The organism is Bacillus sp. SD127 (assembly GCF_058566445.1).
The window spans coordinates 2921886-2947372 of record NZ_CP191226.1; the positions used below are offsets into that span (position 1 = coordinate 2921886).

The window sequence follows — 25487 nt, forward strand, 5'->3', positions numbered from 1 at the left end:
TCAAAATGTAATGAGTTGAAAATAGAGAGAAACGGAGTGAACATGATGGATAACTATCGTGACGAAAATAGAACAGAAGGACAAGAGAATGAGGTTTTTTTAACGAAAGAGAATGATCAAAACCCGTCTTACTCAGCCCGCAATGTGATTCATGATCAAGAGAAGAAAAAACGCGGATTCGGATGGTTCAGGCCGCTGCTTGGCGGAGTCATCGGCGGAAGTCTCGCCCTTGGCATTTATACGTTCACACCGCTTGGCGACCACGATTCTCAGGACGCACCGAAACAGACGTCCAGCCAGCAGCAAACTCAATCTGTTACAGCTAAAAGCACATCCTCTGAATCAAGCAAAAGCTCGACAAGCTCATCTGCATTTAAGAGCGAGGATTCTTCTAAAATCTCAGATATGGTGGAAGATCTTTCACCGGCGATTGTTGGCATCACAAACCTTCAGGCTCAGTCAAACAGCTCTTTGTTTGGCTCTTCCGGTTCCAGCTCTGATTCAAGTGAAGATACAGAAAGCGGCTCAGGATCGGGTGTCATTTTCAAAAAAGAGAACGGCAAGGCTTATATTATTACGAATAACCACGTTGTAGAAGGCGCAACTTCACTCAAGGTGTCTTTATACGACGGCACTGATGTGACAGCTAAGCTCGTAGGCAGTGACTCTTTAACAGATTTAGCTGTTCTTCAAATCAGTGATGACCACGTAACAAAGGTAGCAAACTTCGGTGATTCATCAGATCTCAGAACAGGCGAAACCGTCATTGCGATTGGAGATCCGCTCGGAAAAGACCTGTCTCGCACAGTAACACAGGGAATTGTAAGCGGCGTGGATAGAACAGTTTCAATGTCAACCTCAGCCGGTCAAACAAGCATTAACGTGATTCAAACTGATGCCGCGATTAACCCGGGTAACAGCGGCGGTCCATTGTTAAATACAGACGGTAAAATTGTCGGCATTAACAGTATGAAAATCAGTGAAGATGATGTTGAGGGCATCGGATTTGCCATTCCAAGCAATGATGTAAAACCGATAGCTGAAGAATTGCTGTCTAAAGGGCAAATTGAACGTCCGTATATCGGTGTCAGCATGCTTGATTTAGAACAAGTGCCGCAAAACTATCAGGAAGGCACACTCGGCCTGTTCGGCAGCCAGCTGAATAAGGGCGTATATATCCGCGAGGTCGCTTCCGGCTCTCCTGCTGAAAAGGCTGGATTAAAAGCAGAGGATATTATCATCGGCCTTAAGGGCAAAGAAATCAATACAGGCAGCGAATTGCGCAATATCTTATATAAAGACGCAAACATCGGCGACACCGTCGAAGTGAAAATTCTCAGAAACGGAAAAGAAATGACGAAAAAAATCAAACTCGATCAAAAAGAAGAAACACCTTCTTAAGAAAAGCGCCTCAGGCCGCAAAAGCTGCCTGAGGCTTTTTATTAGATAAAAGACCTATACACTCTACGAAACTTTCTGCCGAGACACCCGTATATGATACAGGCTGACATCATTCTAATCAGATGCTTGAAGCATTGTTTAAAAAGGAGGAATGACATGAAAACCGTAGGATTGAGCATAATTTGCGCAGGATTGGCTTTTCTGATGCTGAGCTTTCTCCTTCCTGCATCAACATTGGCATGGGGAGTTACACTGGGTACCAGTATTCTATTAAACATAACAGGCACTGCTGTGATTATGCGTTTCTTAAAAAACCCTCAATCTAACAGCTGATTTCAGTAGCGCCTAAGACGAAAGCTTTTAGGCGTTGCCGTTTTTATTTCAGCTCGCCTGAACCGCAGTGCAAGTTCACAGTCCCTTCTTCTCTTCTTCTTCCTTCCCTATCAGCATCTTTTACTTTGATCATCATGCAGGACATAAAAAACCCCTGTCCGTAATGGACAGGGGTTCAGGTTAGGACATATGCTGGTCTCTATAGAGTCTTTTATTTTCAATCCCGTACGATTTCTGTACGATGTAAAGCGGCCGGTCTTTGGCTTCATCATAGATTCTGCCGATATATTCACCAATCATGCCCAGTATCAGAAGTACGATGCCGCTGAACAGGAGCTGGATGACGATAAGCGATGACCAGCCGGTAATGGTGCTGTCGGTGAACAGCTTCAAATACAGTACGATAAACATATACAGAAATCCTGCGCCTGACATTAAGACCCCGACATAGCTTGCCAGCTTCAGCGGTTTATGTGAAAATGTCGTAATGCCGTCCATTGAAAGCTTCAGCATTTTCTTAAGCGGGTATTTCGTTTCTCCGGCAAGCCTTTCATCACGTACATACTCAACTGCCGTTTGTTTGAAGCCTACCCAGCTGACGAGTCCTCGGACAAAAGGGTTTTTTTCCTTTAATTTTTTCATTTCATCACAGACTTTTCTGTCCATGAGACGGAAATCCCCGGTGTCAATCGGGATATCAATATCTGTCATGCTGCTGAGAAGCCGGTAAAACATGGCCGCTGTCTGTTTTTTGAAAAAGGTTTCCCCTTTTCGTTTTGTCCGTACGGCGTATACGACCTCATAGCCTTCCTTCCACTTTTCAATCATGTCTAAAATTAACTCAGGAGGGTCCTGCAGATCGGCGTCAATGACGGCGATTGCATTCCCCTGTGCATAATCCATTCCCGCTGTAATCGCGATCTGGTGCCCAAAATTCCTGGAAAAATCAATGATTTTCACTCTCGGATCAATCAGACTGTGTTCTCTTAAAATCTCAATACTGCGATCTTTGCTGCCGTCATTGACAAATAGCAGCTCATAGTTTTCCTTCGTTTGATCCATGACCTCTTTTAAGCGCTGATAGGTTTCATGAATGACAAGCTCTTCATTATACACAGGTACCACAATTGAATATTGAATATGTCTGCTCATGTTTTTTTCCTCCTATTCATCAGCATGTAGTTCGTATAATGCAGCTGACTGGTTCATTCCGCCAGGCCCGCCGCCCATTTTGCCGGTTTGGCCTGAAGCGTTGCTCTCGCTTGACGTACCTGATGAATCAGTCTGATCAGATGATGTCTGCTGATCAGCGCTTGACTGCCATTTATCAGAAGAAACTTTCTTGCCGTTTTCTTGAACCCATTCGACAATTTCATTGTTTCCGCCTTTCCCCATTCCTGAAGCCAAGAAGTATTTCACTTTTCCTTCTTTTACGAGCTTTTTAAATTGAGTCAGCGTGATGGCCGGGTCAGAACCGCTGAATCCGCCGATCGTCATGACGGCCTTTTTCGTTTTGATGATATACGGAGCCGCTGTGTTTGAATCAGTTGTGGCGAATAAATATTCCGCTCCGGAGTTGTTTTCTTCTAAATACTCAATTAATTTTTCATTTACACTCGACTCGTTCATTCCCATGCCTTTTCCGCTGCTTGAAGAGAGCTGCGGCCCTGTTTCAGGAAGAGAGCTGTTTCCTCCGTACAGGAGAGGTGTGCTTGCCCAATAAATCGGCATCACAAGCAATACGAGAAGACCTGCAAGTGATATATAATATGTGAGCGGTTTTTGGCGCTGTTTAAAAATCAAAAGAGCAATGGCAGATAACGCACCGATAACCCCTACGCCGATACTCCATCCAACACCGATTTGATCGTTGTAGTTTCTCAGAATAAACAATTCAAATCCTGTTGTGGCAATCATCGCCGCCGGCAAAAGCCAAGACTTCCAGCCTGTATGGTTTCGGTATAACTGAACGAGCGCAACCCATCCAGCTCCGATAAGTGCAGCAATCGGCGGCGCCAGCATAATGAGATAATAATGATGGAAAAATTCTGCTACGCTGAAGAATCCGGCAATCGGCACAAGCCATGCAACCCAGAACACCGTCTCCTTCTGCTCAACAGATAATCTTCTTCTTTCTCTCGCGCCTGCAATCAGCAAGCCTGCAATTCCAAAAAGCGCAAATGGCAGCAGCCAGCTGATTTGATCAGCTAGCTCTTGTTGGAAGAGCCGAAGCGGGCCAGGTGTTCCCGTTCCGAACATACCTGTACCTGATTGCATTTTCGATCCGCCTGAACCGCCCTTACCTCCGTCGCCGCCAGGTCCGCCTTGTCCGCCATCTCCTCCGCCGTTAGGAGGGCCTCCTTGACCGCCGCTTGGCATTTCCCCATTGGATGGCGGTGCCGTCATATTGCCATTTGCAGATTTGTCATCGTTTGATGAGCTGCTGCTTGATGACTGATTAGGCGGTGCCTGAGCGTCAGATGAACTGTTCTCCGAAGAAGGCATTTCTTTTGCTGTGTCTCCGCTTGACCCGCCCTGACCGCCGCCGAAATTTTGCCCTGTCAGCCGCTGAATTCCGTTGTATCCGAAAGCCAATTCCAAAACAGAGTTGGTTTGGCTGCTTCCGACATAAGGACGTTTGCTGGCAGGGATATTGTCAACGATGAGCGGCCATGATAACGAAACTGCCGCTAATACGACTAATGCGCTTCCTAATGAAATGATTTTTTTCTTGATTGTGGCATTTGCCGCAATCAGGTAGAACAATAAGAAAGCCGGTAAAATCATATAAGCTTGAAGCATTTTTGTGTTGAAACCTGCACCAACGACGAAAAATGCTGCTAACAGCCAGATCAGCTTTCCTTTTCTGATGGCTTTAAAGAGAAGCCATGTAGCCAGCAATAAGAAAAATACCAGTAATGCATCAACATTGTTTGTCCGGGCCACAGCCACCGCAATCGGTGTACATGCCATGATGAAAGAGGCGATTCTTGCTGCCGTCTTACCGAATGTCGGTTTTATTAACAGATACATTAAAAGGACAGAACCTACACCAGCAAGTGCCTGAGGCAGGATGACGCTCCAGCCGTGCATACCGAATATAAGTGCGCTGATGGTTTGTATCTGGAACGTAACAGGCGGTTTATCAACCGTTATAAACCCCGCCGCATCGAATGAGGTATAGAAAAAATTATGAAAGCTTTGCATCATACTTGTGACTGCAGCGGTGTAATAAGGATTCACCGTATCATCATTCCAGATGTTATAGATATTTAAAAATGCAGATGCGAGCAAAATGAGAATCAGGAAGATGTCCAGCTCGCGTTTTTTCTTTTCCACGTTTGTCTTCACTCCTTTTCGTCTAACTTTGAAATAGTGTAACAAGCAAATATGAAAAAACTATTAATAAACAAAGGCAATATTTTTGCCAAAACCAATTCATACGATCAGTCCATAAAAGCAAAAGTTTTCGGGTCTTTATCCTGATCTAAATCTGATATTTTGTACCTAATCATCCATATGTAAGCCGTTTTTGAACAAAAATAGCCTTCCGGTGACGCCGGAAGGCAAAGAATCACAATATATCGTTATTGAATCGGCTTCAGTCTTGCTTCGATTTCCTCTCTTCTATGCTCAAGATATGGCGGAAGAGCGATGGTTTGGCCAAGCTCATCAATTTCTTCATCAACCATAAAGCCCGGACCGTCTGTAGATAATTCAAACAGAATGCCGTTCGGTTCTCTGAAATACAGCGCCTTGAAATAGTAGCGCTCAACGATGCCTGAGTTGCTAAAGCCTTCCCGGCTGATGATGCGGTGCCATCCGGCAAGCTCTTCTTCGTCTCTCACGCGAAATGCGACATGATGGACACTTCCTTTTCCTTGACGTTCGCGCGGAAGATCATTTCTTTCAATTAAATGGATTTCTGTGGCCGCACCGCCTTCTCCAGATTCTAAAATGACCGCTGTTCCCTGTCCTTCAACCGGCTCTCGGCTGACCTCTGTAAACCCAAGAATATTGGTTAATACATGTAATGTTGGTTCAGCGTACGGCACTGTCAATTCAACAGGCCCTAACCCGCGAAATGAAAATTCTTCCGGAATGCCGCTTTGTTTAACAGGCAGACCATAACCTTTGCCTTTCTCATCAGCAGTCAGCACAAGGCGCTGTCCTTCATGATCTTCGAACGCCAATATGTCACGTCCGGCTCTTTGGGCGATGCCGCTATGCGCTACCTGATGCTCTTCAAAACGTTCTTTCCAGTAATGCAGCGCTTCTGTGCTTGGAACACGCAATCCAATAGAAGAAATACTGTTTGTTCCCGCATGAAACGGCGCAATACGGGGAATCTCAAAAAACGTCAGTTCCGTTCCCGGATTTGCCACTTCATCTCCGTAAAATAGATGGTACATCGTCGGTTCATCTTGGTTTACGGATTTTTTGACGAGTTTTAATCCTAATACTTTACTATAGAAATCTAAGTTTTTTTGCGCGTCAGCTGTTAATGCGGACACGTGGTGAATGCCGTTGACTTTCATATGCTGTCCCTCCAGGTCAATTTATCTCGATTTCGAGATATTATATTAAAGATGTATATTTATTTTCCTAATTACAAGGTATTTTATTCACATACGAAAGTCAACATATCAGCTTCATCTAGGTCCGGCATCCTGCTAAGTCCCGATGTCAGCCGTTTAATGTGCTCATTCTCCGCTTGAACACCTTTCGCAAAACACGAACTTTAGATAAGATTACACTCAATTTCATTCGTTTCAATAGATAGTAAATAGACGATTTCACAGATTTTACGAATGGAAATAAAGCAAATATCGAAAATCAGAAAATTTATTTTATTTCACTTTTCTAAAATAGGGTTTACAATATGAAAAATAGATTCTTCATCACGAAGCTTCATCATAGGAGGTTAAGGACATGCATACTGAAGAAAACGGTTTAAAAAAAGAGATAGGCCTCTTGTTTGCCCTTACTCTTGTTATTGGAACCATTATCGGTTCCGGCGTTTTTATGAAGCCCGGTGCTGTGCTCGCTTATTCAGGAGACTCAAAAACTGCGCTATTTGCGTGGCTGTTGGGCGGTATATTAACGCTGGCAGGCGGACTGACGATTGCAGAAATCGGTACGCAGATTCCGAAAACAGGCGGACTTTATACGTACCTTGAAGAAGTGTACGGCGAGTTTTGGGGATTTTTATGCGGCTGGGTGCAGATCATTATTTACGGCCCGGCGATTATCGGGGCACTCGGTTTATATTTTGGATCTTTAATGGCGAATCTTTTCGGCTGGGGTTCAGGACTATCAAAGGTAATCGGTATTATCGCAGTTATCTTTTTATGTGTAATTAATATTATCGGTACAAAATACGGCGGTTTTGTTCAAACGCTGACTACGGTCGGAAAGCTGATTCCGATTGCTTGTATCATTATTTTCGGCCTTTGGAAAGGCGATCAGCATATCTTTACAGCAGTAAACGAAAGCATTTCTGATATGAATTTCGGTGCAGCCATTTTGGCCACATTGTTTGCTTATGACGGATGGATCCTGCTTGCAGCTCTCGGCGGAGAAATGAAAAATCCTGAAAAGCTTCTGCCTCGCGCAATGACTGGCGGACTGTTAATCGTAACAGCCATTTATATCTTCATTAATTTTGCGCTGCTTCACATCCTGTCCGCAAACGAAATTGTGACACTTGGAGAAAATGCGACAAGCACTGCTGCCAGCATGCTGTTCGGTTCAATCGGCGGAAAGCTGGTCAGTATAGGAATTATTGTCAGCATCTTCGGCTGTTTAAACGGAAAGGTTCTTTCTTTCCCGCGTGTGACCTTTGCGATGGCAGAACGAAAACAGCTGCCTTTTGCTGAGAAATTGTCCCGCGTGCACCCGACATTCCGCACACCGTGGATTGCGATTTCTTTCCAAATCGCTGTGGCGATCATCCTGATGCTCATCAGTAATCCTGATAAGCTCTCTGAAATCTCTATTTTTATGATCTATATCTTTTATGTGATGGCCTTTTTTGCAGTATTTATTCTTCGCAAACAAACAAAGGGAAAAACGCGTGCTTACAGTGTTCCGCTTTACCCGTTCATGCCGATATTGGCGATCGCAGGTTCATTCTTTGTATTGGGAAGCACACTCATTACAGACACATTAAGCTGCGGATTATCAATTCTCATCGGTCTGGCCGGACTCCCTGTGTATTATTGGATGCAAAAACGAAAAGCCAGCTAAAAAAACGGTTCCCTTGTTTAGGGAACCGTTTTTTAGTGAATCAGAAGATAAATGTTGACAAAAAAAACACAACTTTTGATATACTTTTTACGTTAACCAGAAAGATTTTGCAAACTTGGTTCGTTTTTTTGAGGTGAAGTAGGCCAAAATAAGGAGACACGTTTTATCGAAAAAGTCAAGCCGCGTTTTTTTCGACTTTTCCTGTTTTTTTTCGACAAAAGGCTATATAATAATTTGATGTGTGCATTGTTCATTCAAACTATGGAGGGTTTTTAATGATAAGAAGAAAAAAAGATAAGTTCTCACTCCTTTTAACAGAAATTGCAAAGAACATAGACGAAACTGCAGAATATTTTTTGAATTTTAAGGTCACTAACCAAACGACGCTTAAAGAGTTTGCAGATACGTTAAAGGAATATGAAACAAAAGGTGACAATCATGTTCATGTCATGATCAAAGAGCTTAACAAAGCATTCATCACTCCTATTGAGCGCGAGGATATCCTTCAGCTGACAAACAGCCTGGATGATGTGCTTGACGGAATCGAACATTTCTCTGCCATGATGGAGATTTTCTCAATTACTTCATCAGACGAGCATATCGATAAATTCAGCGGATACATCAGAGAATGCGCGAAAGAAATTTTGATTACAATTGAGCTGCTGGCAGAAAACCGCTTAAAGGATATTCAGCCTCACGCGATCAAAATTAAAGAGTATGAGCACAGCTGTGACAACCTGCACAGAAAATCATTAAAGAATCTTTTCGGAAATGAAACAGATCCAATTAAAGTCATTCAATATCGTGAAATTTACGAAACACTTGAAGAAATTGCCGATTCGTGCCAAAGTGTTGCCAATAATCTTGAAACCATCATTATGAAAAACGCGTAACGAGGGGTAAAAATGGATATTCTATTTATATTAACGATACTAATAGTCATTTTTGCTCTGGCGTTTGATTTCATCAACGGGTTTCATGATACGGCGAACGCAATTGCGACTTCAGTATCAACAAAAGCGTTGAAACCGCGCCATGCCATTATAATGGCGGCAGTGATGAACTTTGTCGGAGCAATGACGTTTACAGGTGTTGCCAAAACCATTACGAAAGATATTGTAGACCCTTATACTTTGGAAAATGGCTCTGTTGTTATTTTGGCTGCTTTAGTCGCAGCAATAGCGTGGAACCTGCTCACTTGGTATTACGGCATCCCAAGCAGCTCATCCCATGCCATCATCGGGGCGATTGCCGGTGCAGCCGTTGCGGCAGCCGGATTTACTGCGTTAAATTATAAGGGCTTCATTAAAATCATTGAGGCACTCATCTTATCACCAATTATTGCCTTTGTCCTTGGTTATATTCTTTACAGCATCGTCAAGCTGATCTTCAAAGACAGCAATTTGGCGAAAACGAACAAGCAATTCCGCAGAGTGCAGATTATAACTGCTGCCCTGCAATCCTATACACACGGAACAAACGATGCGCAAAAAGCAATGGGAATTATCACAATGGCTCTCATCACAGCAAATTTACATACTTCTGCTAATGATATTCCAACCTGGGTGCAATTCGCCTGCGCGACAGCCATGGGTCTCGGAACTTCAATCGGCGGATGGAAAATCATTAAAACCGTTGGCGGAAAAATCATGAAGATTCGTCCGGTAAACGGTGTATCCGCTGACTTAACCGGGGCAGCCATTATTTTCGGCGCCACATTTATTCATTTGCCGGTCAGTACAACCCACGTCATTTCTTCATCAATCCTTGGCGTCGGTGCATCACACCGGGTAAAAGGCGTAAACTGGGGCACAGCTAAGCGGATGCTCATTACATGGGTCATCACGCTTCCGATTTCAGCGACACTTGGTGCTATCGCCTACTTTATTTTAAATATGATTTTTTAATGTGGAACCGCTTCTTAACAGAAGCGGTTTTTTTGATGGAACAGGAAAACCAGCCGCATCTCTCGAATACAATAATCAGAACCTATTTCAGATGCGAGGGATTGATGTATGCTTTTATTCTTTCAAATCATGGTCTGGTGCACTATGGCCGCTTTAGGCTTATACGTATACGCCACATGGCGGTTCGAAGCGAAGGTCAAAGAAAAAATGTCCGCCATCCGAAAAACATGGTATTTGCTGTTTGTTTTGGGCGCCATGATATACTGGACATATGATCCCTCTTCCCTGTTCACAAACTGGGAACGGTATGTCATTGTCGCTGTCAGCTTTGCTTTAATTGACGCTTTTATCTTTTTGAGCGCTTATGTGAAAAAACTGGCCGGCAGTGAACTGGAAACAGACACAAGAGAAATTCTCGAAGAAAACAACGAAATGCTCCACATGTATCTCGATCGGCTGAAAACATACCAATATCTATTGAAAAACGAACCGATTCATGTTTATTATGGAAGTATAGAAGCATATGCTGAAGGAATTGATAAACTGCTGAAAACCTATGCTGATAAAATGAATCTGACGGCCAGCCTTTGTCACTATTCGACACAGTCTGATAAAGACCGGTTAACCGAGCACATGGAGGATCCCGCTGACGTGCAAACGAGGCTGGATCGAAAGGATGTCTATTACGACCAGTATGGAAAAGTAGTGCTCATTCCCTTTACAATTGAGACACAGAGCTATGTCATCAAACTGACGTCTGACAGCATTGTAACGGAATTTGATTATTTGCTATTCACATCATTAACGAGCATATATGATTTGGTGCTGCCAATTGAGGAGGAAGGTGAAGGATAATGGAAAACGCGTTTCAAAACGGATGCCATCCGCGGGCAAAGAAACCGTTTAAAATCCTGAAAAAACGTTCAACCACCAGTGTCGCAAGCTATCAAGTCAGTCCGCACACAGCAAGAATCTTCAAAGAAAACGAACGGCTGATTGATGAGTATAAACGAAAAAAAGCATGATCACACTAAAAGGACAAGAGAAACAGCTCTTGTCCTTATTCCTTTTCTTAAGGGGCTACATATAATAAAACAAACAGAGGATAATGTCAGGTGATACAGTGAAAAAATTGGTGCGGCGTGTGAAGGTTATTGATTACGGGAGGTTTGGCTTTTCCGGGTATTCGCTTCGGGTGAGGGAGCGGAGTGCAGGAATTTTAAAAAAATTGAAGAAGAAAAAATAAATCCCGGAGCAACTCCGGGATTTTTATGTTCTTTCATCAGCTAACTTGAGCTGAGATCTTCGCTTTTGTCGCAGGTCCGTAGATACCGTCGGCGGGTAGACCGTTAACAGACTGAAAACGCGCAACCGCGTCTGCTGTTTTCGGCCCGTAAATGCCGTCGATTCCGTTGTTCACAGCTCCTTTATCAGGATAAAAGTAGAGAGCCGCCAGCGCTCGTTGCACCTGAAAGACGTGTTCGCCTGAGGTATATGGTGTTGTCAGCTGAATGATACCGTCAGGGAGCGGATAGAGTTCTGGCTCTGCAGCGGACGAAGGAGCACTTACAATTAACACTTGACCAACCTGAATGAGATTCGGATCTTCGATATTGTTCCACTCTTGCAGCTGAGCAACAGTAACACCGAACGCTCTCGCTATGGATGTAAGTGTGTCACCTTTTTTTACGACGTAAGTTTGGCTCCCGCCGCCGCCAATTCCCGCTTTAAACGAGTCCCACGTATCCAACAGTTTGCGAGGGCATTCCTTCCCTGACCAATATTTATGAGGCACGACGTTAGCGAGACTGATACCGTGTTCATCCATCAATGTTTTGATCAGCCACTGGGCATTAGCTGTTGCTTGTGCAAAGTCACCATCCGCATTTTCACAAATTTCAATCCCAATAGAAGCCCGATTGCCGCTTCCGTTCCCGTCTCCTGCATGCCAGCCGTTTTCATTTAACGGCAGATGCTGATAAATCTCTGTATCATCAACTGTAAAATGCCAGCTTGTCGCCGTATCAGGGTTTTTCAAATAGCGGGCATGCGCTTGGGCATCGGCGCCTGCTGCCGTGTTCGCTGTATTGTGTACGGTAATATAAAGAGGTGTCATCGCGTAGCCTGGACGGTTATTTGCACCGACCGGAATAAAATCTTGAATAATGTTAACCATTTTCATCTCTCCTTATTTCGTCAGATTATTTTCCTTTAACAAGTCGCGTTGCTTTTTCCCTCTTTCTGTTACATAGTTGTTTTTAAACCAAGCTGCTAGTGTTGTCCCAATTGTGAAGATCACTGATCCTGCTGAATACAGAGCATCTGCAAGCTGATTCACCTGCTCTTCCTGTATGTCCAATGGTGATTTGCCAAACATCAGCATGCTCTGGTTGATGAGCGCAAGCAAAAGAAGCACCGTCCTAGTGACCGTGCCTTTATCATACGTTTTCATGATAATCCCCCTTAATGCTGCAGCAGGTTGTACATAATGGCGATCGCTCCGCCAATGATCCCTGTGCACACTGCTGTAATGATGGCACCTGTAATGGTGCGCTTAATCCATGTTGTATTTTCATCAATTTTGTTTAATTTTTCGTTCAGCGTCATGATTTGCTGGTCTTGCCGGTCAGACACGCGTTCCAATGCCGAAACTCTCTGTTCGAGCGCTTTTTGTTCACCTTTTATGTCTGCTAAATCCTGCTGAAAGACATTAACATCTGCCTCTTGCTGCATTACTCACTCCTCCTTCACATGCAGATCACCTCCCTTCCGAGAGCCAAAACTGTTATGAAACAGCGGTTCCTTTTACCGAAAGAGTACCGCCGGTGATACTGACGATCTCCATAATGATCTCCTTAAACCCTTTAATATCAAAGGCCCACGCCTCAGCTTTTCCTAATGTACTCAATGCAGAGCTGGCATCATCAGTTTTCACGCCTCTGATCGGTAGTTTCTGTCCTGACACCGATTTGCCCCAAAATTTGACTTCGCTCATTTCCGCTGTGCCGTATACTTCAACGAGTAAATGCTCGGCACCGTCAACAGGTAAAGCAGCACCCTCACTGGCGGACTCTGCATTTTCATGAAAGACAAAGTCAAATGTTTTGCGGGCCTCCACTTTCAACCGTCCATCGTGTGTTTGATTCTCCTGAAAGTCAATCTGCAAAGGCGCTTTTCCACTGACACGCACATCCATTTCACCCGCACCGACTGATTGGTATAATACAAAGTCTGATTGCTGAAGATTCCCGTTCACATAGCGGAAGCGGTAATAGCGTTTAGAAAGATATACCCAGTCCGTCGCTGTCAGGACACCTGCTGCGACATTAACTGATGCTGTCGTCGTCCAAACATTGTTATTGTCACTTTCTTCTATAAAGAGCGTACCTTCACGATCTGCATACGCCCAGCCCTTCACTTTTGAAATCAGAACTGCGCCAAGCCTGTCCTGCCCGAGCTGACTGTATGCCTCAGTCGCCTTTAAGGAAGCATTTGTTAAAATCTCCGCTACACCCGACAAATTCGAAACAGGTGTCACAAAATCATTTTTTCCTCCTCGATAGGGCTTTACAGCTCCGGCTTTTCCAGTCTTATCGAGAGGAAATTCATATTGATACTTGACCATTTTTATCCTCCTTTTCATGTAAAAACGAGCAAAATAAAAAAGCCTACATGGCTTTACCGGTAATTTCTTCATACTGGCCAGAAGTGATCAGTTTTTTGTTCACGCCTTCTGCCAGATCCTCAAATGAACAGTCTTGATATGCGATGGCCTGTTTCACCATATCCGTTGTCGCCCACTCATAGTAGAGGGCAAGCACCCAATAATTCATTCAGCACTCTCTCCTTTCAAAGATAATAATGAAAGCTTTATATCTGACAGCTCGCTCCCCAACGTTTTGTTTAGCTCTTCAAGCTGCTTGCGTGCCAGCTTTTCCTGCGATAATTCCTGAGCAAGCAGCTCCACCTGATCAGGCGGCTCGTACGGAGGATTTTTTTGCGATTCCTCCCACCAGGCTTCCAGTTCTTTTTGCGTCGGGATCGGGGCGCGCAGGTTCCATTTTTCAATGTAGGAACCATTTCCGTCATTCCGCAGCTCGAAATCCTTTCTTGGCACAGCGTCAGGGTATTTGTACATGATTGCATCGTATAATATCATTTTGCACCTCCTATAGTGTAGGGAAATTTCGGCCTCCAAGTTCTAGGATATCAAAGTAATTTTTACTAACGGACGTATCATCAACAATATACCGAGTTTCTGTACCTGTGTACCCCACATAAACGTAGATTTCGACATAATCACCCGCATTAAGCGATACCGCAACCGATCCTGTAACAGTTACATAAAATTCTTTTGAATCACTATTATCTTTAGGAGCTGGCGTTCTAAACTGATTCATTAATTTATATTGCGAACCATTCACATACGTATACAACTCAAAATTGGAATACTGTAATGTATTTTGAAAATATAAGCTGGCATTAACCAAATACATACCAGCGTGACTTGCTACAAATCTACTGTTCGATGGATCATACAGTTTATTGCTATCCTTCAATACATTTTTAAATAATATTTTATTTTGTTCCCCTTTATTCAGCGCTTGTTTACCTGTTGTTTTTGCAATCATATGCCCGAAACCAGAGATTTTTTCCCAAGGAGTCCATCCTGAACCAGACCACCAGTGACGTATCCAAGTTCCGGTACTATTTGCATATACACTTGTTTCATTACCTGTGCCATAAAAATATTGTGTAAAACGATAATCACTATATTTTTCATTTTTCACAATTCCATACCCTAGCGGATAACCTGTTGTATTTCCTTGGCCAATATCCATTAGTGTTAACCCCGGAGGATAATCATTCCCTCCAGTTCTTGCGTCTTGTATTGCATTAGAGCCTGTAAGAATGGTTAACTTTTGGTTTGTATAATTTGTGTCAACATAGTTTTTAGCATCAGCCAAAGCTTTATCTGCTTTGGTTTGAGCACTTACCTCAGTCTCGATCTTATTCCATCCTTTAAACACGCCATCTGTATGAATCGTTGCCATCCAAAAGGTTCCGTCGTAACTTCTAGATGCAAAAATGGTTTTTCGCCCGCCACCTCCTGTTTCGATAACATCATAGTTATACCATGATCCATCTCCTGAAACAGGATTGTTTGTTATGACATTCCCTAATGCATAATAAAAACCAGAGGGCAGCGTTAATAAGTCAGTTCCATCTGGGATTTTAGTCCGGCAACCCTGAGTATCAGTTAATTTATATAGTTGTGCATTATTCCATTTGTCCTTATCGGCTTTTGTTACGTGGATATCTGTTTTATTGGCATGTGCATCTATTTTGTCCTGTGAACCTTCAACCGATTCGATCTCTCGCCAAGGTGTCCAAGCCTCTGAATTAGCCACTTTATTCCTCATGAATTTCCTTCGGCCAGTAGATATTGTGTCAATGCTACTATAAGACGTGTATTCTTGATATGCATACGTGCTGTAGTTATAAACCATTAAATAACCATTGTTATCCACTGGAGCATTTAATGCTGTAGTCACACCACTCATGTAATAGAATCCTGTTTCGGTGATCGTATTGAAATCTGCACCTTTACGGTACTTTGCGACACCGTTATCCTGAGTTATTTTAAAGAGCTGTGAGTCGTTCCACTTGTCTTTATCGGATTTTGTTACGTGAATATCTGCTTTATTGGCATGTGCATCTATTTTCTTTTGAGACCCCTCTGTAGTTTCTGATTCAATCCATGCCGTCCATGTTGTAGAATCATTTTTTCTTATTCTAAAAAGTGATTGTTCTCCCTTAAATCCGTCATAAGCTATTTGAACAAGTGTGTTTTTATAGCTCATCACAAGGAGAAAGCACATGTTTAGGCCCGGACCGTTCAAGCCGTCATTGTATATCAAGTACATACCAGTATCGATTAAATCATTATAATCAGTAATTTCGTTCACACTCTTGTAGAAGACTCTACCATCATCGCCTGATATCTTACTTAACTGCGCGTTGTTCCACTTTGACCTGTCAGTAGCAGTAATGTGTATCGTATCGTCATTCACGTGCAGTTCAAAATCTTTTTTTGGTGCCTGCTGCACATTATCCACATTCCCCAGCCCGATTTGCGCCTTTGTTGTGTTGTGGGGGTTGTTCATGTCGTTTTTGTGGGCAGCCAGGTCTGTGTGGGCGTCTTTTATGCCTTTTTCCCAGCGGTTGACGTCGTCCTCGTTAATTGGATCATCCGGAAGCCAGTCTGTTTTTTCTTCGTATGCCATATTTACACCACCTCAAAGGTAAATCTGAAATCGAGTGTTCTGTTTTCACTGACGTCCAGGTCTGTTTTTCTTTCTGTAATGATGTTGCCCAGCTCGTCTAAAATTTGTACCGTTTCTATATGTTTAATATCTTCCTCACGTTTTGTCAGAACGGTCACTGTTGCTCCTTCAATGGTGAGCTCCACTATTTCTGTTTCTTGGCCGTTAAGCAGCACGTGATGAATCCTGCTTTTGAGATCGGTAGCTGTACGTTCTCTGTATATGGTTGAAATCAAGTTAAGACCACCTCATTATTGTTAAGGGTGACAGAATAACCGACCTTCAGCTCACTGGCTGTTCGGTATCTTCGGTGATTCAGGATGACTCTGTCCTTTATTTGGAGCGTCTCATTCAATCCGCCTCTGAGCGTATACGCCAGATGTGCCGGCTTCATATTTTCCAATGCTTCGATCAGCTCATTCATGTGCTGGAGATCATCAATATTGATGTCTACATTAAAGCGGTATTCACCGGGCAGCAGGCGGACTTGTGCCGACGGTTTTTTTAAGAAACGGTTCACCGCCTGCTCAATGGCCCTGTAGGTGATCGGCGGGATGTTCGACATCTTCGAAATGAGCCGTAATCGCCTGATTTCATCGGTGTCTCCAGATTCCCGCGGCACGTTTAAAATCTTTTCCCAGCGGCTAAGCCCCCATGTTGCTGTTGGCACAAATAACTGGTCTGTCAGATCAAATATGCTGTTATTTTGCTGATCAAACTCAGGTGCTTCCGCTTTCAGCAGCTCCGACATTTCTTTTAAGCTGGTGAGAAACGGCGGCAGATATGAAATCATGTCATCTTGTTTGCTCAATGATCTTCACCTGCCCAAGCTTAGGGATTTCTACGTCGCTCAGCACTAAATTTTCGGAAGTGCCGTTGATTTTAATATTTGAATAATCACTGACAGACGGCGAATTATAGACGATGTTATTAATTTGAGAAAGGCGGATAATGTTATCTTCGAATGCCATTTTCTTAAAGAGATTTAAAACGCCTTCTTGAATTTCTGTCTTTACTTCATCAATCGAGTGATTGACTTCTGGAAGCACCTCGGCAGAAATCTCAACTTCCTTCCAGACCGCGCTTTCTACTGTGACAACGGCTCCGATTGGCGCCTGCCCCTCGCCCTGACCGGGCTCAGGATCAATATAGTCTTTCACTTTTTGAATTAAGATTTCAGAAGCCGGTTCAAGGTTAGCATTCGTGACGACAATTTTAACCGTCCCGTCTCCGTTCCAAAGCGGGAAGATCTTTGCCTTTCCAACACCGTCCACTTCTTCAGCCCACTCTTTATAATGCATTTTATTGGCGCTGACAGCCTCACGCCGAACCCTCGTAAAATACCGTTCTCTTAAGCTGTCATCTCCTTCTTCTTCACGCCCGGGAATCAGAATCTCTTTGACAATCGCTTTTTCCAATCCCGGGATGGTATCCAGTGACAACAGATTGCGTCCGGTCAGATTGGCGTTTCCTGCTTCTCCCGGCGTTTCACAGACAAGCGTCCCGTCTCTTGTATATTGAAAATAAAGATTGTCCACATAGAAGCGGGAGCCTTCAGGAATTCTGACGCCAGCTGTGAACTCCCCTGCTCTCACGGCCTTTGTGGCAGCTGTCCGTTCAATCCCCGCTTCCGCAGCGCGCCGGTCCAAAAACTCTCCTTGCGCAGTATCAGAAAACACAAGCTCAAGCACGGTATCAAGCCATATATACGACTTCGCAAGCTCGGCTGCCGCCGGGGCTAATGCGTTATAAATAACACTGCCTTCTCTCGTGTCAATATCTGCGGAGATGCTGTTCAGCATACGCTCCATAATATCTTCAAAGGTCTGGTCCTCAAACATCTTCGCCAATCACCTCCTCAATCTCAAGCGATCCTTCATCTGTCTCGACTACAAAGGAAACATGAAATGCATCGCCTTGTTTTTCTATCTCAAAGTCTGTTACAGCGGAAATACGGTCATCATAAACAAGTGCCTCCTCTATGAGCCTTGGAATCTCCATTTTTTTGTAGGCATCAGTCGTCTCATGATCTGTAAGCACGTCCTGAAGCTCATTTCCGACATTATGGCTATAAACTGAATACGCATATCGTTCAGTTTGTAAGGCGATATACACAAACTGTCTGATTGCTTCAAGCCCGGTAATCAACTCATTTGTAATTCTTCCGTTTTCAAAATCTATTTTGTAGGTTTGCGAGGTTTCAATGACTTCGCCGTCATCTTCAATATCCTCAAACTCCACTTCTGGTGTCAGGGCCATGATGCCCACTCCTTTATACATGCTAAATAAAAAACCACTTCGTCCGAAGCGGTTTTGTTTACAGTTTATCTAAAATAAAAAACGATTGTCCGCCTGTCAGAGCTGCAGTCATGACGCGATCCCCCAGCTCGAGTGCATCATCTCCTCCGGACTGCATCCGTTTTGGGATGATGAGGGCGTCAGCCGGTATAATCAGTTTGCTGTTTTCTTTTAATTTGATTTCAACAGGAGAAACCGAAACCACCTCAGCTGGGAGCAGCTCCACCGGAGATTCAGCATCAACCGCACCGACGGCCAAATGTTTGATGGCTTCACTCAGTCTCATCAGGAAACCCCTTCCGGCATCGTATTCTTTTCGACAACATCAATGGTCATCGTATGTTTCGTTCCTTTAAACTCATGCCGGTCTGTATCTACCCAGTAGATTTTCTTAATCCCTGCCTCCGGAATGGATATATAGACAGGCAAGCCGCTCTGCACTTCTGGAATGCCGATGGCCTGAATATTTTTCAGTTCTTTTTTTACGCCCTTTTTTTCAGCAAGGCGTACGTCGGCCCTCTGCTGAAGCTGCGCCTGGTTAATTTCGTCTGTTACGGTCTCCGTATATTGAAGCACGCCGTATTTGTTTAAGCCTAAATTGTCCTTCGCAGACGCTTTATACGTCTTATTCTCCTTCTGGCGGCGCAGCACCACCCGTGTTGCGGTATCATTTATAGACGTGCTGTATTGGTAGCCCGTAATATTGACGCCGGTTTCCAGCACCCATACCTCTGATGGATCTGGCCAAGCGCGCAGACCGAGCTTTCCTTTTTCCGAATACAGCTGATAATTCCTGCCCGTCTGGCTCTTTGTCTGTTTTAAAGCCTTCAATATGATGTCGTACAGGCTCGTATCATTTTTAATCACAAGGCTTTTGATCGTATGACTTGTGTTCGCAATAGAGGTTGTCGGAATTTGAAAATCATTGGCGATCCTCCTGATCATCTGGTCAGCACGCTGATTGGAAAACACGTACACATCCTGATTTTTGACCAGATATTGCAGCATATCGTACGCACTGAAGGCAAGCGTATGTTCATCAGGCGTTCGGGCGAAGACGATCCCGCGGAAAAGCTCTTTTCCCTTCCACTTAAACAAGACGGTATCTCCTTCTGTGACGCTGTAATACGTTTGGTCGCCCTGTTTGATGACGATGGTCGCTTCTATGGAGCGCGGCGCTTGATATCGGTGTCCCTCCAGCGACACGCTTTCCGCTACCAGCTCAAGCCATTCTGTATCTTTAATGACGAACAATTCTATCATCATACATCACCTGCTTCATTGCGGTATCTTTAATTTTTGACCGGGAAAAATCCAGTGGCCCGGCTGCCTGATATTTCGTTTACTTCGCTTGATCATCGCTGTTTTATTGGCGTTCCAAATTTTGCGCCATTGCGTGCTGTTCCCGTAAAATCTGCCGGCAATGTCCCAAAGCGTGTCTCCCTTTTTCACTGTATAGGTTTTCGGAGAGGCCTTTGACGGACGTTTTGCCTTTGTTTTTTTCTTTTGCTTGATTTTTCGGGGGGAAGCGGTTTTGTATTCTTTTAATTGAATATCAAACGAGCGATCACCGATATCCTGCTGGCCTTCGCTGTAGGAAAATCCCTCAATGCTGCAGGTCAGATTGACTTTTGTCCCCGTAATCAAAAACTGGACCGTTTTTTTGGCCTTCATCCATTTTTCAATTTTTGTTATCGCGTTTTCCGGCGACGGGAAGTTTTGATATTCAGCTATCGGGCTGTATTTCTTCGGAAAAAACGAAGAGAACGAAATTTCTTTCGCTCCCTGTTCGTCAATAAATGTAAGGTCACCAAACTTGGCTACTTTAACCGTCTCATTCTGAACCGTATTTGAAATATTCAGCTGGTCGGGAAGTACGGGGAGCCGCAGCTTGTCCTTCCCTTGTGAAATCCAAAATTCATATACGGATTTAGTCAAATGCAACGACTCCCTTCGTTCCAATATTGATATCCTTTTGCAGTTCGTCTATAAGCGCCTGCTTGATTTTCGCTGCAAGAGTTTCGGCGTCTTGTCCATTATGGAAGTGCTGGTCACCATTAAATTGAATATAAATTTCTTTTGATCCGGATACCGCTGTCGTTGGCCGGCTTGCCGAAGTAACAGCGGAGACTTGGCCTGAAGAAAGCTCAGACTGCTGGGATTGAGACGGATCTGTCACTTCCATACCCAGAGCTTGCGCTGCTCTCTGAAGGAGGTAGCGGCCGCGTATGCCTCGCTCCTCCGGAATGATCCATTCCCGCTTGTTTCCTTCACCGACACGGGCGATTTGTTCTTTTGTGATCAGTCCGCCGTTGGCATAACCGACATAGGGACCGCCACGTTTCAGGCTTTTAATGCCAGGTACATTATCAATTGAGCCGTATCTGCTTTTGATATAGCCGATAGCGGCAGCAGCGTTGTGAATCGGATTTCTGATGTTACCCATGCCCGGTGCTTTATGAGCATTAAATGTGGTCGGGACTGTCTGCATGAGTCCTTGTGATGGATTTCCCGCCTTCGCGTTGCTATCCCACAGGTTAATAGAGTTCGGGTTGCCTCCTGATTCATACTGAGCAATCGTCATCAATCCTGGAAGCCAGCTTAAAGGTGTCTTTGTGGCCATCATTGCAGCCATAAGCCACTGCTTCACATTTCCCCCTACTGCACCCATTCCGGAATAAGCAGCTGCCAGTGAACCGGCTTGCTTTTCAGCGTATTTTTTCACATCGACAGAATCCAATCCTTTTACTACCCCGACAGATGCAAAGCGGCCGAGACTCATCATAACTCGAGAAGGCGAATGGATATCTAATTCTTCACGGAAAGCCTTCTCAACTTTTTTCGCGAGTTCCTTGGCAGCTTCATGGACTTCACTTGCCTTTGAAGTCATACCTGAAACAAAATTCCCGATCATGCCGCTACCCCAGCCGTTTGATGATTCTTTAGATCGCAAAAACGGCTTATTCACATGTGTATTTACATATTGATCAGTACCGGTTTGGGAACTATTTTGTCCTGAAGTAAATCCTTTGATTGTACTGCTTCCCCATGATGAAGATTTGTTTACAGTAGCTTGGAACGGTGTTTTGACTTTTGATTGTAAAAAGCCGTCTGTTCCGGTTGCTGTGCTGTTTTGCCCCTTAGCATAGCCGCTTACCATCTGTTTTCCGTAATTTGGTGAAGAAGAAATCATTTGTGTAAATGGCATATTGATGTTTTTCTTTTTCCAATCTTCCATTTTGACCGGCTGATTGCTGATGCCTTTACCAAAGCCTTCTGAAAATTGCTGTCCGAGGTCTGAAGCTTGGCCGTTAAGGCTAGATGTGTTAATAGAAGATGGCATTGAAGCAGAATGGCTGCCAACAGTGTTTAGAGCTGTCCCACCTGAAAGTGTAGAGGCTGATGCCATATCATCGACCACATGCATGCCCAATTTCGATGCTGCTTGCCCTAACAGCATTTTGCCGCGACCGCGATTATTATCGACTGGAATGACAAATTCCTTACCTGCCTCACCGATCCAGGAGATAGTCGGTTTGGTAATAAAACCACCTGTGGCGTTTTTGTCAGCTTTCATCCCAAAGTCTCTGTGAGCCTTCTCTCGTCCTTTTTGAAAATGATCTACCTTTTCTTTAACCCAAGACGTCACTCCGCCGCCCACTTTTTGAGCAGTTTTTACTACTTTTCCGCCTGCAGACTTTACTGCATTCCAAGAATCTCCTAATATATTTTTTCCCCACTCTTTTACTGAGCCCCATTTTTCAGACCACCAGTCTTTATTAAATAGGCTGTCTTCAAGTGTGGATTTGAATTTTTTCCAAAGCGACTTTGTGTTTTCCCATTTTTCTTTTGTCCAGCCTTTAACACCTTCCCATTTACCGGACCACCAGTCTTTATTGAATACTGTTTCTTTTACTTTCGACTTAATTGATTCCCAAACAGAAACGGCACCGTTCCATTTTTCTTGAGCCCAGCTCTTAACGCCTTCCCACTTACCGGACCACCAATCTTTATTAAAGACTGTTTCTTTTACTTTTGATTTTACAGAGTTCCAGACAGAGGAAGCTTGATCCCATTTTTCCTGTGTCCAACCTTTTACAGACTCCCATTTTCCGCCCCACCAATCACTATTGAAAAGTGTAGACTCTAATGTACCGTATGCATAACCAGCTTTTTCTGCCCACCAATTTGAGTCAAAAAAAGTAGTAGAAGCTGTATCTTTTATATTAGTCCATGTATCACTAAGGCCTCCGAGAGTATCACTCGTTGTTGTTTTAACACCTGTCCATTTTTCATTCCACCAATCACCATTAAATAATGTATTTGAAATGTTCTCTTTGATTTGAGAAGTATCAAACATCTTACCAATGTTCTTACCTGCTTCTTCGCCGCCTATTCCGCCTACTAAACCGCCGCCGACTCCGCCGATAGCTCCCCCGATTACTGTACCTTCCGGACCCACAAAGGATCCGATTGTCGCACCAGCCTCTGCTCCGGCAGTTGCTCCTGCTTCTGCGCCGGCAATGCGTCCTCCGATTGAACCAACCTTTTCACCAGCATTATCTTTATTGATTCCAGCTAGATCGAACATTGCTAAAGCAGATCCTACGTATGGAACAGCCTTACCCATTCCTCTGAACGCTTTTCCTAGTTTGGATGAATCCTTCCCTAGCGATTTTAAGCTTCCGAGCCAGTTCTTGAACTTCGAACCAGAGGACCGTGGCGCACTTTCACCGGATGTGCCGCTCTGGCGTCTTCTTATTACCTCTCCAGGAACCCTAAGTGTTCTGTTTGGAGCCTTTGTCGGGCTTTTCTTTTTTTTATAGGTTTTTCTATTTTTACTGCCCGGACTGTTACCCCCGTCTTCACAGCAGCAACAGCAACAATTTCCTCCTGTATTACGGTTAAGGACTTTATTATCCGTTTCAGAATTTTCACCAGAATCGTCCTTTTTTTGAGGTCCTAGAATTTTATCAATGATCTTATCAAACACATCATTTTTCAGCTTTTCTATCAATCTTTCTTTGAAACGATCCAAAAAAGCTTTGCCTATTTGGTTGAGCGTATCCTTAATCCAAGGCCAAGCTGACTTTGTCCACCAATCCTTCAGCCATCCTTTGATTTTCCCGACCCAGCCAGGTTTTTGATCAGAACTTTTGTCAGCGCCTTTATCCGAAGCTTTGTCTGATTCTTTCTTAGATTTGTCTTTATTAATCGGGCTTTCTTTTTTATTGATTTTGTCTGATATTTTTGTCTTAACAACGACCTTTACATAATAGGTTTTTTCAAATTTCTTCAAAAGTGCTGTTAATCGATTCACTGTTTTTGTAATTTCATCGATAACTTTTAATTTGACTGTATATCCGTTTTTCAAATTTTTCTTGATATAACCAATAATCTTTTTAACGGCTGAAGTAACCTTGTCATCTGGAACCAAAAGGAATGATAGTTTTTGTTTAGATAGCATCTTCTTTATTTTTTTGTACGCAGCTGCTGTCCGGTCTACCAAAGATACAGTCAGCTTCTTTTCTTTCGGCAACCGTTTTAGTTTTTGTTCAATCGCTTCCAGCTTTGAAGTGGCTTGGTCATCAAGTACAACTTTGATTTCAAGTGATTTCGCGAATTTCAAAATAATGTAGTCATTTATTTTTCTCAGCCGGTAAAATGCCTGATCTTCTGCTCTGATACTAATTTTGATTTGCCGATTAATGGTCTTTACTTTTTTTTCGACCTCTTGGAATCCTTTATGTATCCGTTTTAGTTTTTTAGATACCTTGTCTTCGAGATCAAAGCGGGCTGTTAATTTTGCGATTTTAATTCCCTCCTCTCCTTGATTCTTTTTCTAATAGATCTAACTTATATCCAATCAACCCAAATAAAAGAGCTTTAAAGTGCTTTGGTGCTTCATATAATTCAAGAAGCTGGGATGGCGAATAATGAAGTTCATGCATTGCATAATACAAATACACAGTTTCCTTATCGCCATCCTTTACTAGTTTTTTGCTTCTTCTTCTAGATCTTCAAGATCATCTTCAAAACCATTGATTTCAATTGCTTTATTCAGCCAGTTTGCATATTCTCCTCCCACCGATAGTACACGTTTGGCGACTTCCACCGGGTCTGCTGTTTTGTATGCCTCTCTTAAATCTTTTGAACGAAAATCCGGATAAATAGTGGATTCGATGGCAATTCTCGCATAAAAGCGCTGGGAGTCTAAATCTTTAACGCGTCCGCGGCCTTTCACATTTTTAAATGTTGTATTTTCTTTCTCCAGTTCATCAATTCGTTCGGTGGTAATTGGTTTTAAAATAAACGGTATGACATTCCCTTTTTTATCAACAAAACGTTTAGAGATCGGCACTTTGATTTCTTCGGCTTCGATTGTTTTTCCCGGCATAAAAAAGGAAAGATCATATACGTTTTCGTTCTTCTCGCTCATGTAAAAAACTCCCTTATCTTTAAATTGATTTCATCATTTACAAACAGACCTTTCTCAGAAAGGTCTGCTTATGGCTTGTTCAGTTTTGATTAAAACGTGTCAGAAAGCTTTTCAGGCACGTCGAAGTCTTCAAATGTAAACGGAACTTCTTCCTCTAATGCTTCTGAATCGACATCGAGGCTGGCGATTTTTGCGGAGTCGAAGTTTACGTCGTAAAGCGTGACTCTTTCTGTTCCTCTTCCGGAAGATTTATCATCTAACACAGCCTGCAGGGTGAAATAAGGATCGCTGCCTTTTTTGACGTAATCCATCATAAGGATCACAAATTTTGATGTGACTTTGTAAAACGTCGCTGTGCCTGTTCCGTTTGCGCCTGTTGTTTTATGGCCTGTCATGCGACGGCCCATAATATTTACTTCAGACTTGTTTTTCTCCACATTTGCTTCAAATGTTTTGATATGCGCCATTTCTTCGCCATCGAGAAATAAGCGTCCTTCTTTACCTGAAATCGTGTTTTGTGCTTTTAATGCCATA

At 43.5% G+C, this 25487-nt stretch carries 29 protein-coding genes and 1 pseudogene; 8 read left to right on the forward strand and 22 right to left on the reverse strand.

Going from position 1 to position 25487, the window contains the following annotated elements; translation table 11 throughout:
* Window positions 1-45: 45 nt before the first annotated feature.
* The gene (gene htrA, locus ACQVGS_RS15180; RefSeq protein WP_106022237.1) at window positions 46-1401 is read left to right on the forward strand and encodes a serine protease HtrA; all 1356 of its coding nucleotides are present in this window, start codon (window positions 46-48) and stop codon (window positions 1399-1401) included.
* 156 nt (window positions 1402-1557) lie between these two features.
* Window positions 1558-1734: a hypothetical protein gene (locus ACQVGS_RS15185; RefSeq protein ID WP_164848133.1), complete on the forward strand. Its 177-nt coding sequence runs from the start codon at window positions 1558-1560 to the stop codon at window positions 1732-1734.
* 180 nt (window positions 1735-1914) lie between these two features.
* Here ACQVGS_RS15185 and ACQVGS_RS15190 read toward each other — a convergent pair whose 3' ends face one another.
* The 4 genes and pseudogenes from ACQVGS_RS15190 to ACQVGS_RS15205 all read right to left on the reverse strand — a co-directional run bounded on the left by ACQVGS_RS15190 (window position 1915) and on the right by ACQVGS_RS15205 (window position 6272).
* On the reverse strand, window positions 1915-2886 hold the full coding sequence (locus ACQVGS_RS15190; protein WP_105953633.1) for a glycosyltransferase family 2 protein: 972 nt from the start codon (window positions 2884-2886) through the stop codon (window positions 1915-1917).
* A gap of 12 nt (window positions 2887-2898) precedes the next feature.
* Window positions 2899-5073, reverse strand: a complete 2175-nt coding sequence (locus ACQVGS_RS15195) for a glycosyltransferase family 39 protein (protein ID WP_491830298.1) — start codon at window positions 5071-5073, stop codon at window positions 2899-2901.
* 8 nt (window positions 5074-5081) lie between these two features.
* Window positions 5082-5177, reverse strand: a pseudogene (locus ACQVGS_RS15200) (hypothetical protein); the annotation flags it as partial.
* Window positions 5178-5321: 144 nt separating this feature from the next.
* Complete coding sequence (locus tag ACQVGS_RS15205; protein ID WP_024121094.1) at window positions 5322-6272, reverse strand: ring-cleaving dioxygenase; 951 nt, start codon at window positions 6270-6272, stop codon at window positions 5322-5324.
* A gap of 394 nt (window positions 6273-6666) precedes the next feature.
* On the opposite strand from ACQVGS_RS15205, the gene steT reads away from it, so the two are divergent.
* The 6 genes from steT to spoIISC all read left to right on the forward strand — a co-directional run bounded on the left by steT (window position 6667) and on the right by spoIISC (window position 11136).
* Entirely contained in the window at window positions 6667-7983 is a 1317-nt protein-coding gene (steT, locus tag ACQVGS_RS15210) for a serine/threonine exchanger (RefSeq protein ID WP_099042852.1), read from the forward strand.
* A gap of 275 nt (window positions 7984-8258) precedes the next feature.
* Entirely contained in the window at window positions 8259-8876 is a 618-nt protein-coding gene (locus tag ACQVGS_RS15215; protein WP_010333926.1) for a DUF47 domain-containing protein, read from the forward strand.
* Between the two features lie 12 nt (window positions 8877-8888).
* Entirely contained in the window at window positions 8889-9890 is a 1002-nt protein-coding gene (locus ACQVGS_RS15220; protein ID WP_024121092.1) for an inorganic phosphate transporter, read from the forward strand.
* A gap of 108 nt (window positions 9891-9998) precedes the next feature.
* Window positions 9999-10745 carry a toxin-antitoxin-antitoxin system toxin SpoIISA gene (gene spoIISA, locus ACQVGS_RS15225; RefSeq protein WP_024121091.1) on the forward strand — a complete coding sequence of 249 codons (747 nt, stop codon included), beginning with the start codon at window positions 9999-10001 and terminating at the stop codon, window positions 10743-10745.
* On the forward strand, window positions 10745-10915 hold the full coding sequence (locus tag ACQVGS_RS15230) for a type II toxin-antitoxin system SpoIISB family antitoxin (RefSeq protein WP_024121090.1): 171 nt from the start codon (window positions 10745-10747) through the stop codon (window positions 10913-10915). Before spoIISA ends, ACQVGS_RS15230 begins: the two co-directional genes overlap by 1 nt.
* Window positions 10916-10998: 83 nt before the next feature.
* On the forward strand, window positions 10999-11136 hold the full coding sequence (gene spoIISC / locus ACQVGS_RS15235) for a three component toxin-antitoxin-antitoxin system antitoxin SpoIISC (protein WP_125825426.1): 138 nt from the start codon (window positions 10999-11001) through the stop codon (window positions 11134-11136).
* 36 nt (window positions 11137-11172) lie between these two features.
* Here the strand turns inward: spoIISC and ACQVGS_RS15240 are convergent, their stop codons facing one another.
* The 18 genes from ACQVGS_RS15240 to ACQVGS_RS15325 form a co-directional block, all read right to left on the reverse strand.
* Complete coding sequence (locus tag ACQVGS_RS15240; protein ID WP_127695400.1) at window positions 11173-12066, reverse strand: N-acetylmuramoyl-L-alanine amidase; 894 nt, start codon at window positions 12064-12066, stop codon at window positions 11173-11175.
* 12 nt (window positions 12067-12078) lie between these two features.
* On the reverse strand, window positions 12079-12342 hold the full coding sequence (locus tag ACQVGS_RS15245; protein WP_106020444.1) for a phage holin: 264 nt from the start codon (window positions 12340-12342) through the stop codon (window positions 12079-12081).
* Between the two features lie 11 nt (window positions 12343-12353).
* A complete protein-coding gene (locus ACQVGS_RS15250) occupies window positions 12354-12623 on the reverse strand; it encodes a hemolysin XhlA family protein (RefSeq protein ID WP_106020445.1) in 270 nt (89 codons plus the stop codon).
* A 52-nt stretch (window positions 12624-12675) separates the two neighbouring features.
* Window positions 12676-13515: a phage-like element PBSX protein XepA gene (gene xepA, locus ACQVGS_RS15255; RefSeq protein WP_127695402.1), complete on the reverse strand. Its 840-nt coding sequence runs from the start codon at window positions 13513-13515 to the stop codon at window positions 12676-12678.
* A gap of 43 nt (window positions 13516-13558) precedes the next feature.
* Window positions 13559-13723, reverse strand: a complete 165-nt coding sequence (locus ACQVGS_RS15260; protein ID WP_185848046.1) for an XkdX family protein — start codon at window positions 13721-13723, stop codon at window positions 13559-13561.
* Window positions 13720-14049 carry an XkdW family protein gene (locus tag ACQVGS_RS15265; protein WP_059292939.1) on the reverse strand — a complete coding sequence of 110 codons (330 nt, stop codon included), beginning with the start codon at window positions 14047-14049 and terminating at the stop codon, window positions 13720-13722. The genes ACQVGS_RS15260 and ACQVGS_RS15265 overlap by 4 nt, the downstream gene beginning before the upstream one ends.
* Window positions 14050-14059: 10 nt before the next feature.
* The gene (locus tag ACQVGS_RS15270; protein WP_491830299.1) at window positions 14060-16177 is read right to left on the reverse strand and encodes a pyocin knob domain-containing protein; all 2118 of its coding nucleotides are present in this window, start codon (window positions 16175-16177) and stop codon (window positions 14060-14062) included.
* 2 nt (window positions 16178-16179) lie between these two features.
* Window positions 16180-16452: a hypothetical protein gene (locus tag ACQVGS_RS15275; protein WP_106022242.1), complete on the reverse strand. Its 273-nt coding sequence runs from the start codon at window positions 16450-16452 to the stop codon at window positions 16180-16182.
* Window positions 16449-17027: a YmfQ family protein gene (locus ACQVGS_RS15280; protein ID WP_059292942.1), complete on the reverse strand. Its 579-nt coding sequence runs from the start codon at window positions 17025-17027 to the stop codon at window positions 16449-16451. The genes ACQVGS_RS15275 and ACQVGS_RS15280 overlap by 4 nt, the downstream gene beginning before the upstream one ends.
* Window positions 17011-18057: a baseplate J/gp47 family protein gene (locus ACQVGS_RS15285; protein WP_106022243.1), complete on the reverse strand. Its 1047-nt coding sequence runs from the start codon at window positions 18055-18057 to the stop codon at window positions 17011-17013. The genes ACQVGS_RS15280 and ACQVGS_RS15285 overlap by 17 nt, the downstream gene beginning before the upstream one ends.
* Window positions 18050-18475 carry a DUF2634 domain-containing protein gene (locus ACQVGS_RS15290; RefSeq protein ID WP_024121077.1) on the reverse strand — a complete coding sequence of 142 codons (426 nt, stop codon included), beginning with the start codon at window positions 18473-18475 and terminating at the stop codon, window positions 18050-18052. The genes ACQVGS_RS15285 and ACQVGS_RS15290 overlap by 8 nt, the downstream gene beginning before the upstream one ends.
* A 58-nt stretch (window positions 18476-18533) precedes the next feature.
* Entirely contained in the window at window positions 18534-18800 is a 267-nt protein-coding gene (locus ACQVGS_RS15295) for a DUF2577 family protein (RefSeq protein WP_024121076.1), read from the reverse strand.
* Window positions 18800-19777 (reverse strand): XkdQ/YqbQ family protein, encoded by a 978-nt coding sequence (locus tag ACQVGS_RS15300; RefSeq protein WP_127696906.1) that lies wholly within the window; start codon window positions 19775-19777, stop codon window positions 18800-18802. Before ACQVGS_RS15300 ends, ACQVGS_RS15295 begins: the two co-directional genes overlap by 1 nt.
* Window positions 19778-19792: 15 nt before the next feature.
* Window positions 19793-20452, reverse strand: a complete 660-nt coding sequence (locus ACQVGS_RS15305; RefSeq protein ID WP_106020454.1) for a LysM peptidoglycan-binding domain-containing protein — start codon at window positions 20450-20452, stop codon at window positions 19793-19795.
* Window positions 20445-24326, reverse strand: coding sequence for a transglycosylase SLT domain-containing protein (locus ACQVGS_RS15310; protein ID WP_106022245.1), 3882 nt, complete (start codon window positions 24324-24326; stop codon window positions 20445-20447). The genes ACQVGS_RS15305 and ACQVGS_RS15310 overlap by 8 nt, the downstream gene beginning before the upstream one ends.
* Before the next feature lies 1 nt (window position 24327).
* The gene (locus ACQVGS_RS15315; RefSeq protein WP_003239113.1) at window positions 24328-24477 is read right to left on the reverse strand and encodes a hypothetical protein; all 150 of its coding nucleotides are present in this window, start codon (window positions 24475-24477) and stop codon (window positions 24328-24330) included.
* Window positions 24478-24506: 29 nt separating this feature from the next.
* Complete coding sequence (locus tag ACQVGS_RS15320; RefSeq protein WP_003232676.1) at window positions 24507-24953, reverse strand: phage tail assembly chaperone; 447 nt, start codon at window positions 24951-24953, stop codon at window positions 24507-24509.
* Window positions 24954-25042: 89 nt separating this feature from the next.
* The gene (locus ACQVGS_RS15325) at window positions 25043-25486 is read right to left on the reverse strand and encodes a phage tail tube protein (protein ID WP_003220592.1); all 444 of its coding nucleotides are present in this window, start codon (window positions 25484-25486) and stop codon (window positions 25043-25045) included.
* Between the last annotated feature and the right edge of the window lies 1 nt (window position 25487).

Coding starts and splice junctions, on each gene's coding strand:
- ACQVGS_RS15230 (WP_024121090.1), top strand. CDS start 10,745: ATGGAAAACGCGTTTCAAAACGGATGCCATCCGCGGGCAAAGAAACCG.
- htrA (WP_106022237.1), top strand. CDS start 46: ATGGATAACTATCGTGACGAAAATAGAACAGAAGGACAAGAGAATGAG.
- ACQVGS_RS15295 (WP_024121076.1), bottom strand. CDS start 18,800: ATGAGACTGAGTGAAGCCATCAAACATTTGGCCGTCGGTGCGGTTGAT.
- ACQVGS_RS15265 (WP_059292939.1), bottom strand. CDS start 14,049: ATGATATTATACGATGCAATCATGTACAAATACCCTGACGCTGTGCCA.
- ACQVGS_RS15215 (WP_010333926.1), top strand. CDS start 8,259: ATGATAAGAAGAAAAAAAGATAAGTTCTCACTCCTTTTAACAGAAATT.
- ACQVGS_RS15290 (WP_024121077.1), bottom strand. CDS start 18,475: ATGGCCCTGACACCAGAAGTGGAGTTTGAGGATATTGAAGATGACGGC.
- ACQVGS_RS15320 (WP_003232676.1), bottom strand. CDS start 24,953: ATGAGCGAGAAGAACGAAAACGTATATGATCTTTCCTTTTTTATGCCG.
- ACQVGS_RS15245 (WP_106020444.1), bottom strand. CDS start 12,342: ATGAAAACGTATGATAAAGGCACGGTCACTAGGACGGTGCTTCTTTTG.
- ACQVGS_RS15220 (WP_024121092.1), top strand. CDS start 8,889: ATGGATATTCTATTTATATTAACGATACTAATAGTCATTTTTGCTCTG.
- ACQVGS_RS15270 (WP_491830299.1), bottom strand. CDS start 16,177: ATGGCATACGAAGAAAAAACAGACTGGCTTCCGGATGATCCAATTAAC.
- ACQVGS_RS15190 (WP_105953633.1), bottom strand. CDS start 2,886: ATGAGCAGACATATTCAATATTCAATTGTGGTACCTGTGTATAATGAA.
- spoIISA (WP_024121091.1), top strand. CDS start 9,999: ATGCTTTTATTCTTTCAAATCATGGTCTGGTGCACTATGGCCGCTTTA.
- ACQVGS_RS15205 (WP_024121094.1), bottom strand. CDS start 6,272: ATGAAAGTCAACGGCATTCACCACGTGTCCGCATTAACAGCTGACGCG.
- ACQVGS_RS15240 (WP_127695400.1), bottom strand. CDS start 12,066: ATGGTTAACATTATTCAAGATTTTATTCCGGTCGGTGCAAATAACCGT.
- steT (WP_099042852.1), top strand. CDS start 6,667: ATGCATACTGAAGAAAACGGTTTAAAAAAAGAGATAGGCCTCTTGTTT.
- ACQVGS_RS15185 (WP_164848133.1), top strand. CDS start 1,558: ATGAAAACCGTAGGATTGAGCATAATTTGCGCAGGATTGGCTTTTCTG.
- spoIISC (WP_125825426.1), top strand. CDS start 10,999: ATGTCAGGTGATACAGTGAAAAAATTGGTGCGGCGTGTGAAGGTTATT.
- xepA (WP_127695402.1), bottom strand. CDS start 13,515: ATGGTCAAGTATCAATATGAATTTCCTCTCGATAAGACTGGAAAAGCC.
- ACQVGS_RS15325 (WP_003220592.1), bottom strand. CDS start 25,486: ATGGCATTAAAAGCACAAAACACGATTTCAGGTAAAGAAGGACGCTTA.
- ACQVGS_RS15260 (WP_185848046.1), bottom strand. CDS start 13,723: ATGAATTATTGGGTGCTTGCCCTCTACTATGAGTGGGCGACAACGGAT.
- ACQVGS_RS15250 (WP_106020445.1), bottom strand. CDS start 12,623: ATGCAGCAAGAGGCAGATGTTAATGTCTTTCAGCAGGATTTAGCAGAC.
- ACQVGS_RS15285 (WP_106022243.1), bottom strand. CDS start 18,057: ATGTTTGAGGACCAGACCTTTGAAGATATTATGGAGCGTATGCTGAAC.
- ACQVGS_RS15300 (WP_127696906.1), bottom strand. CDS start 19,777: ATGATAGAATTGTTCGTCATTAAAGATACAGAATGGCTTGAGCTGGTA.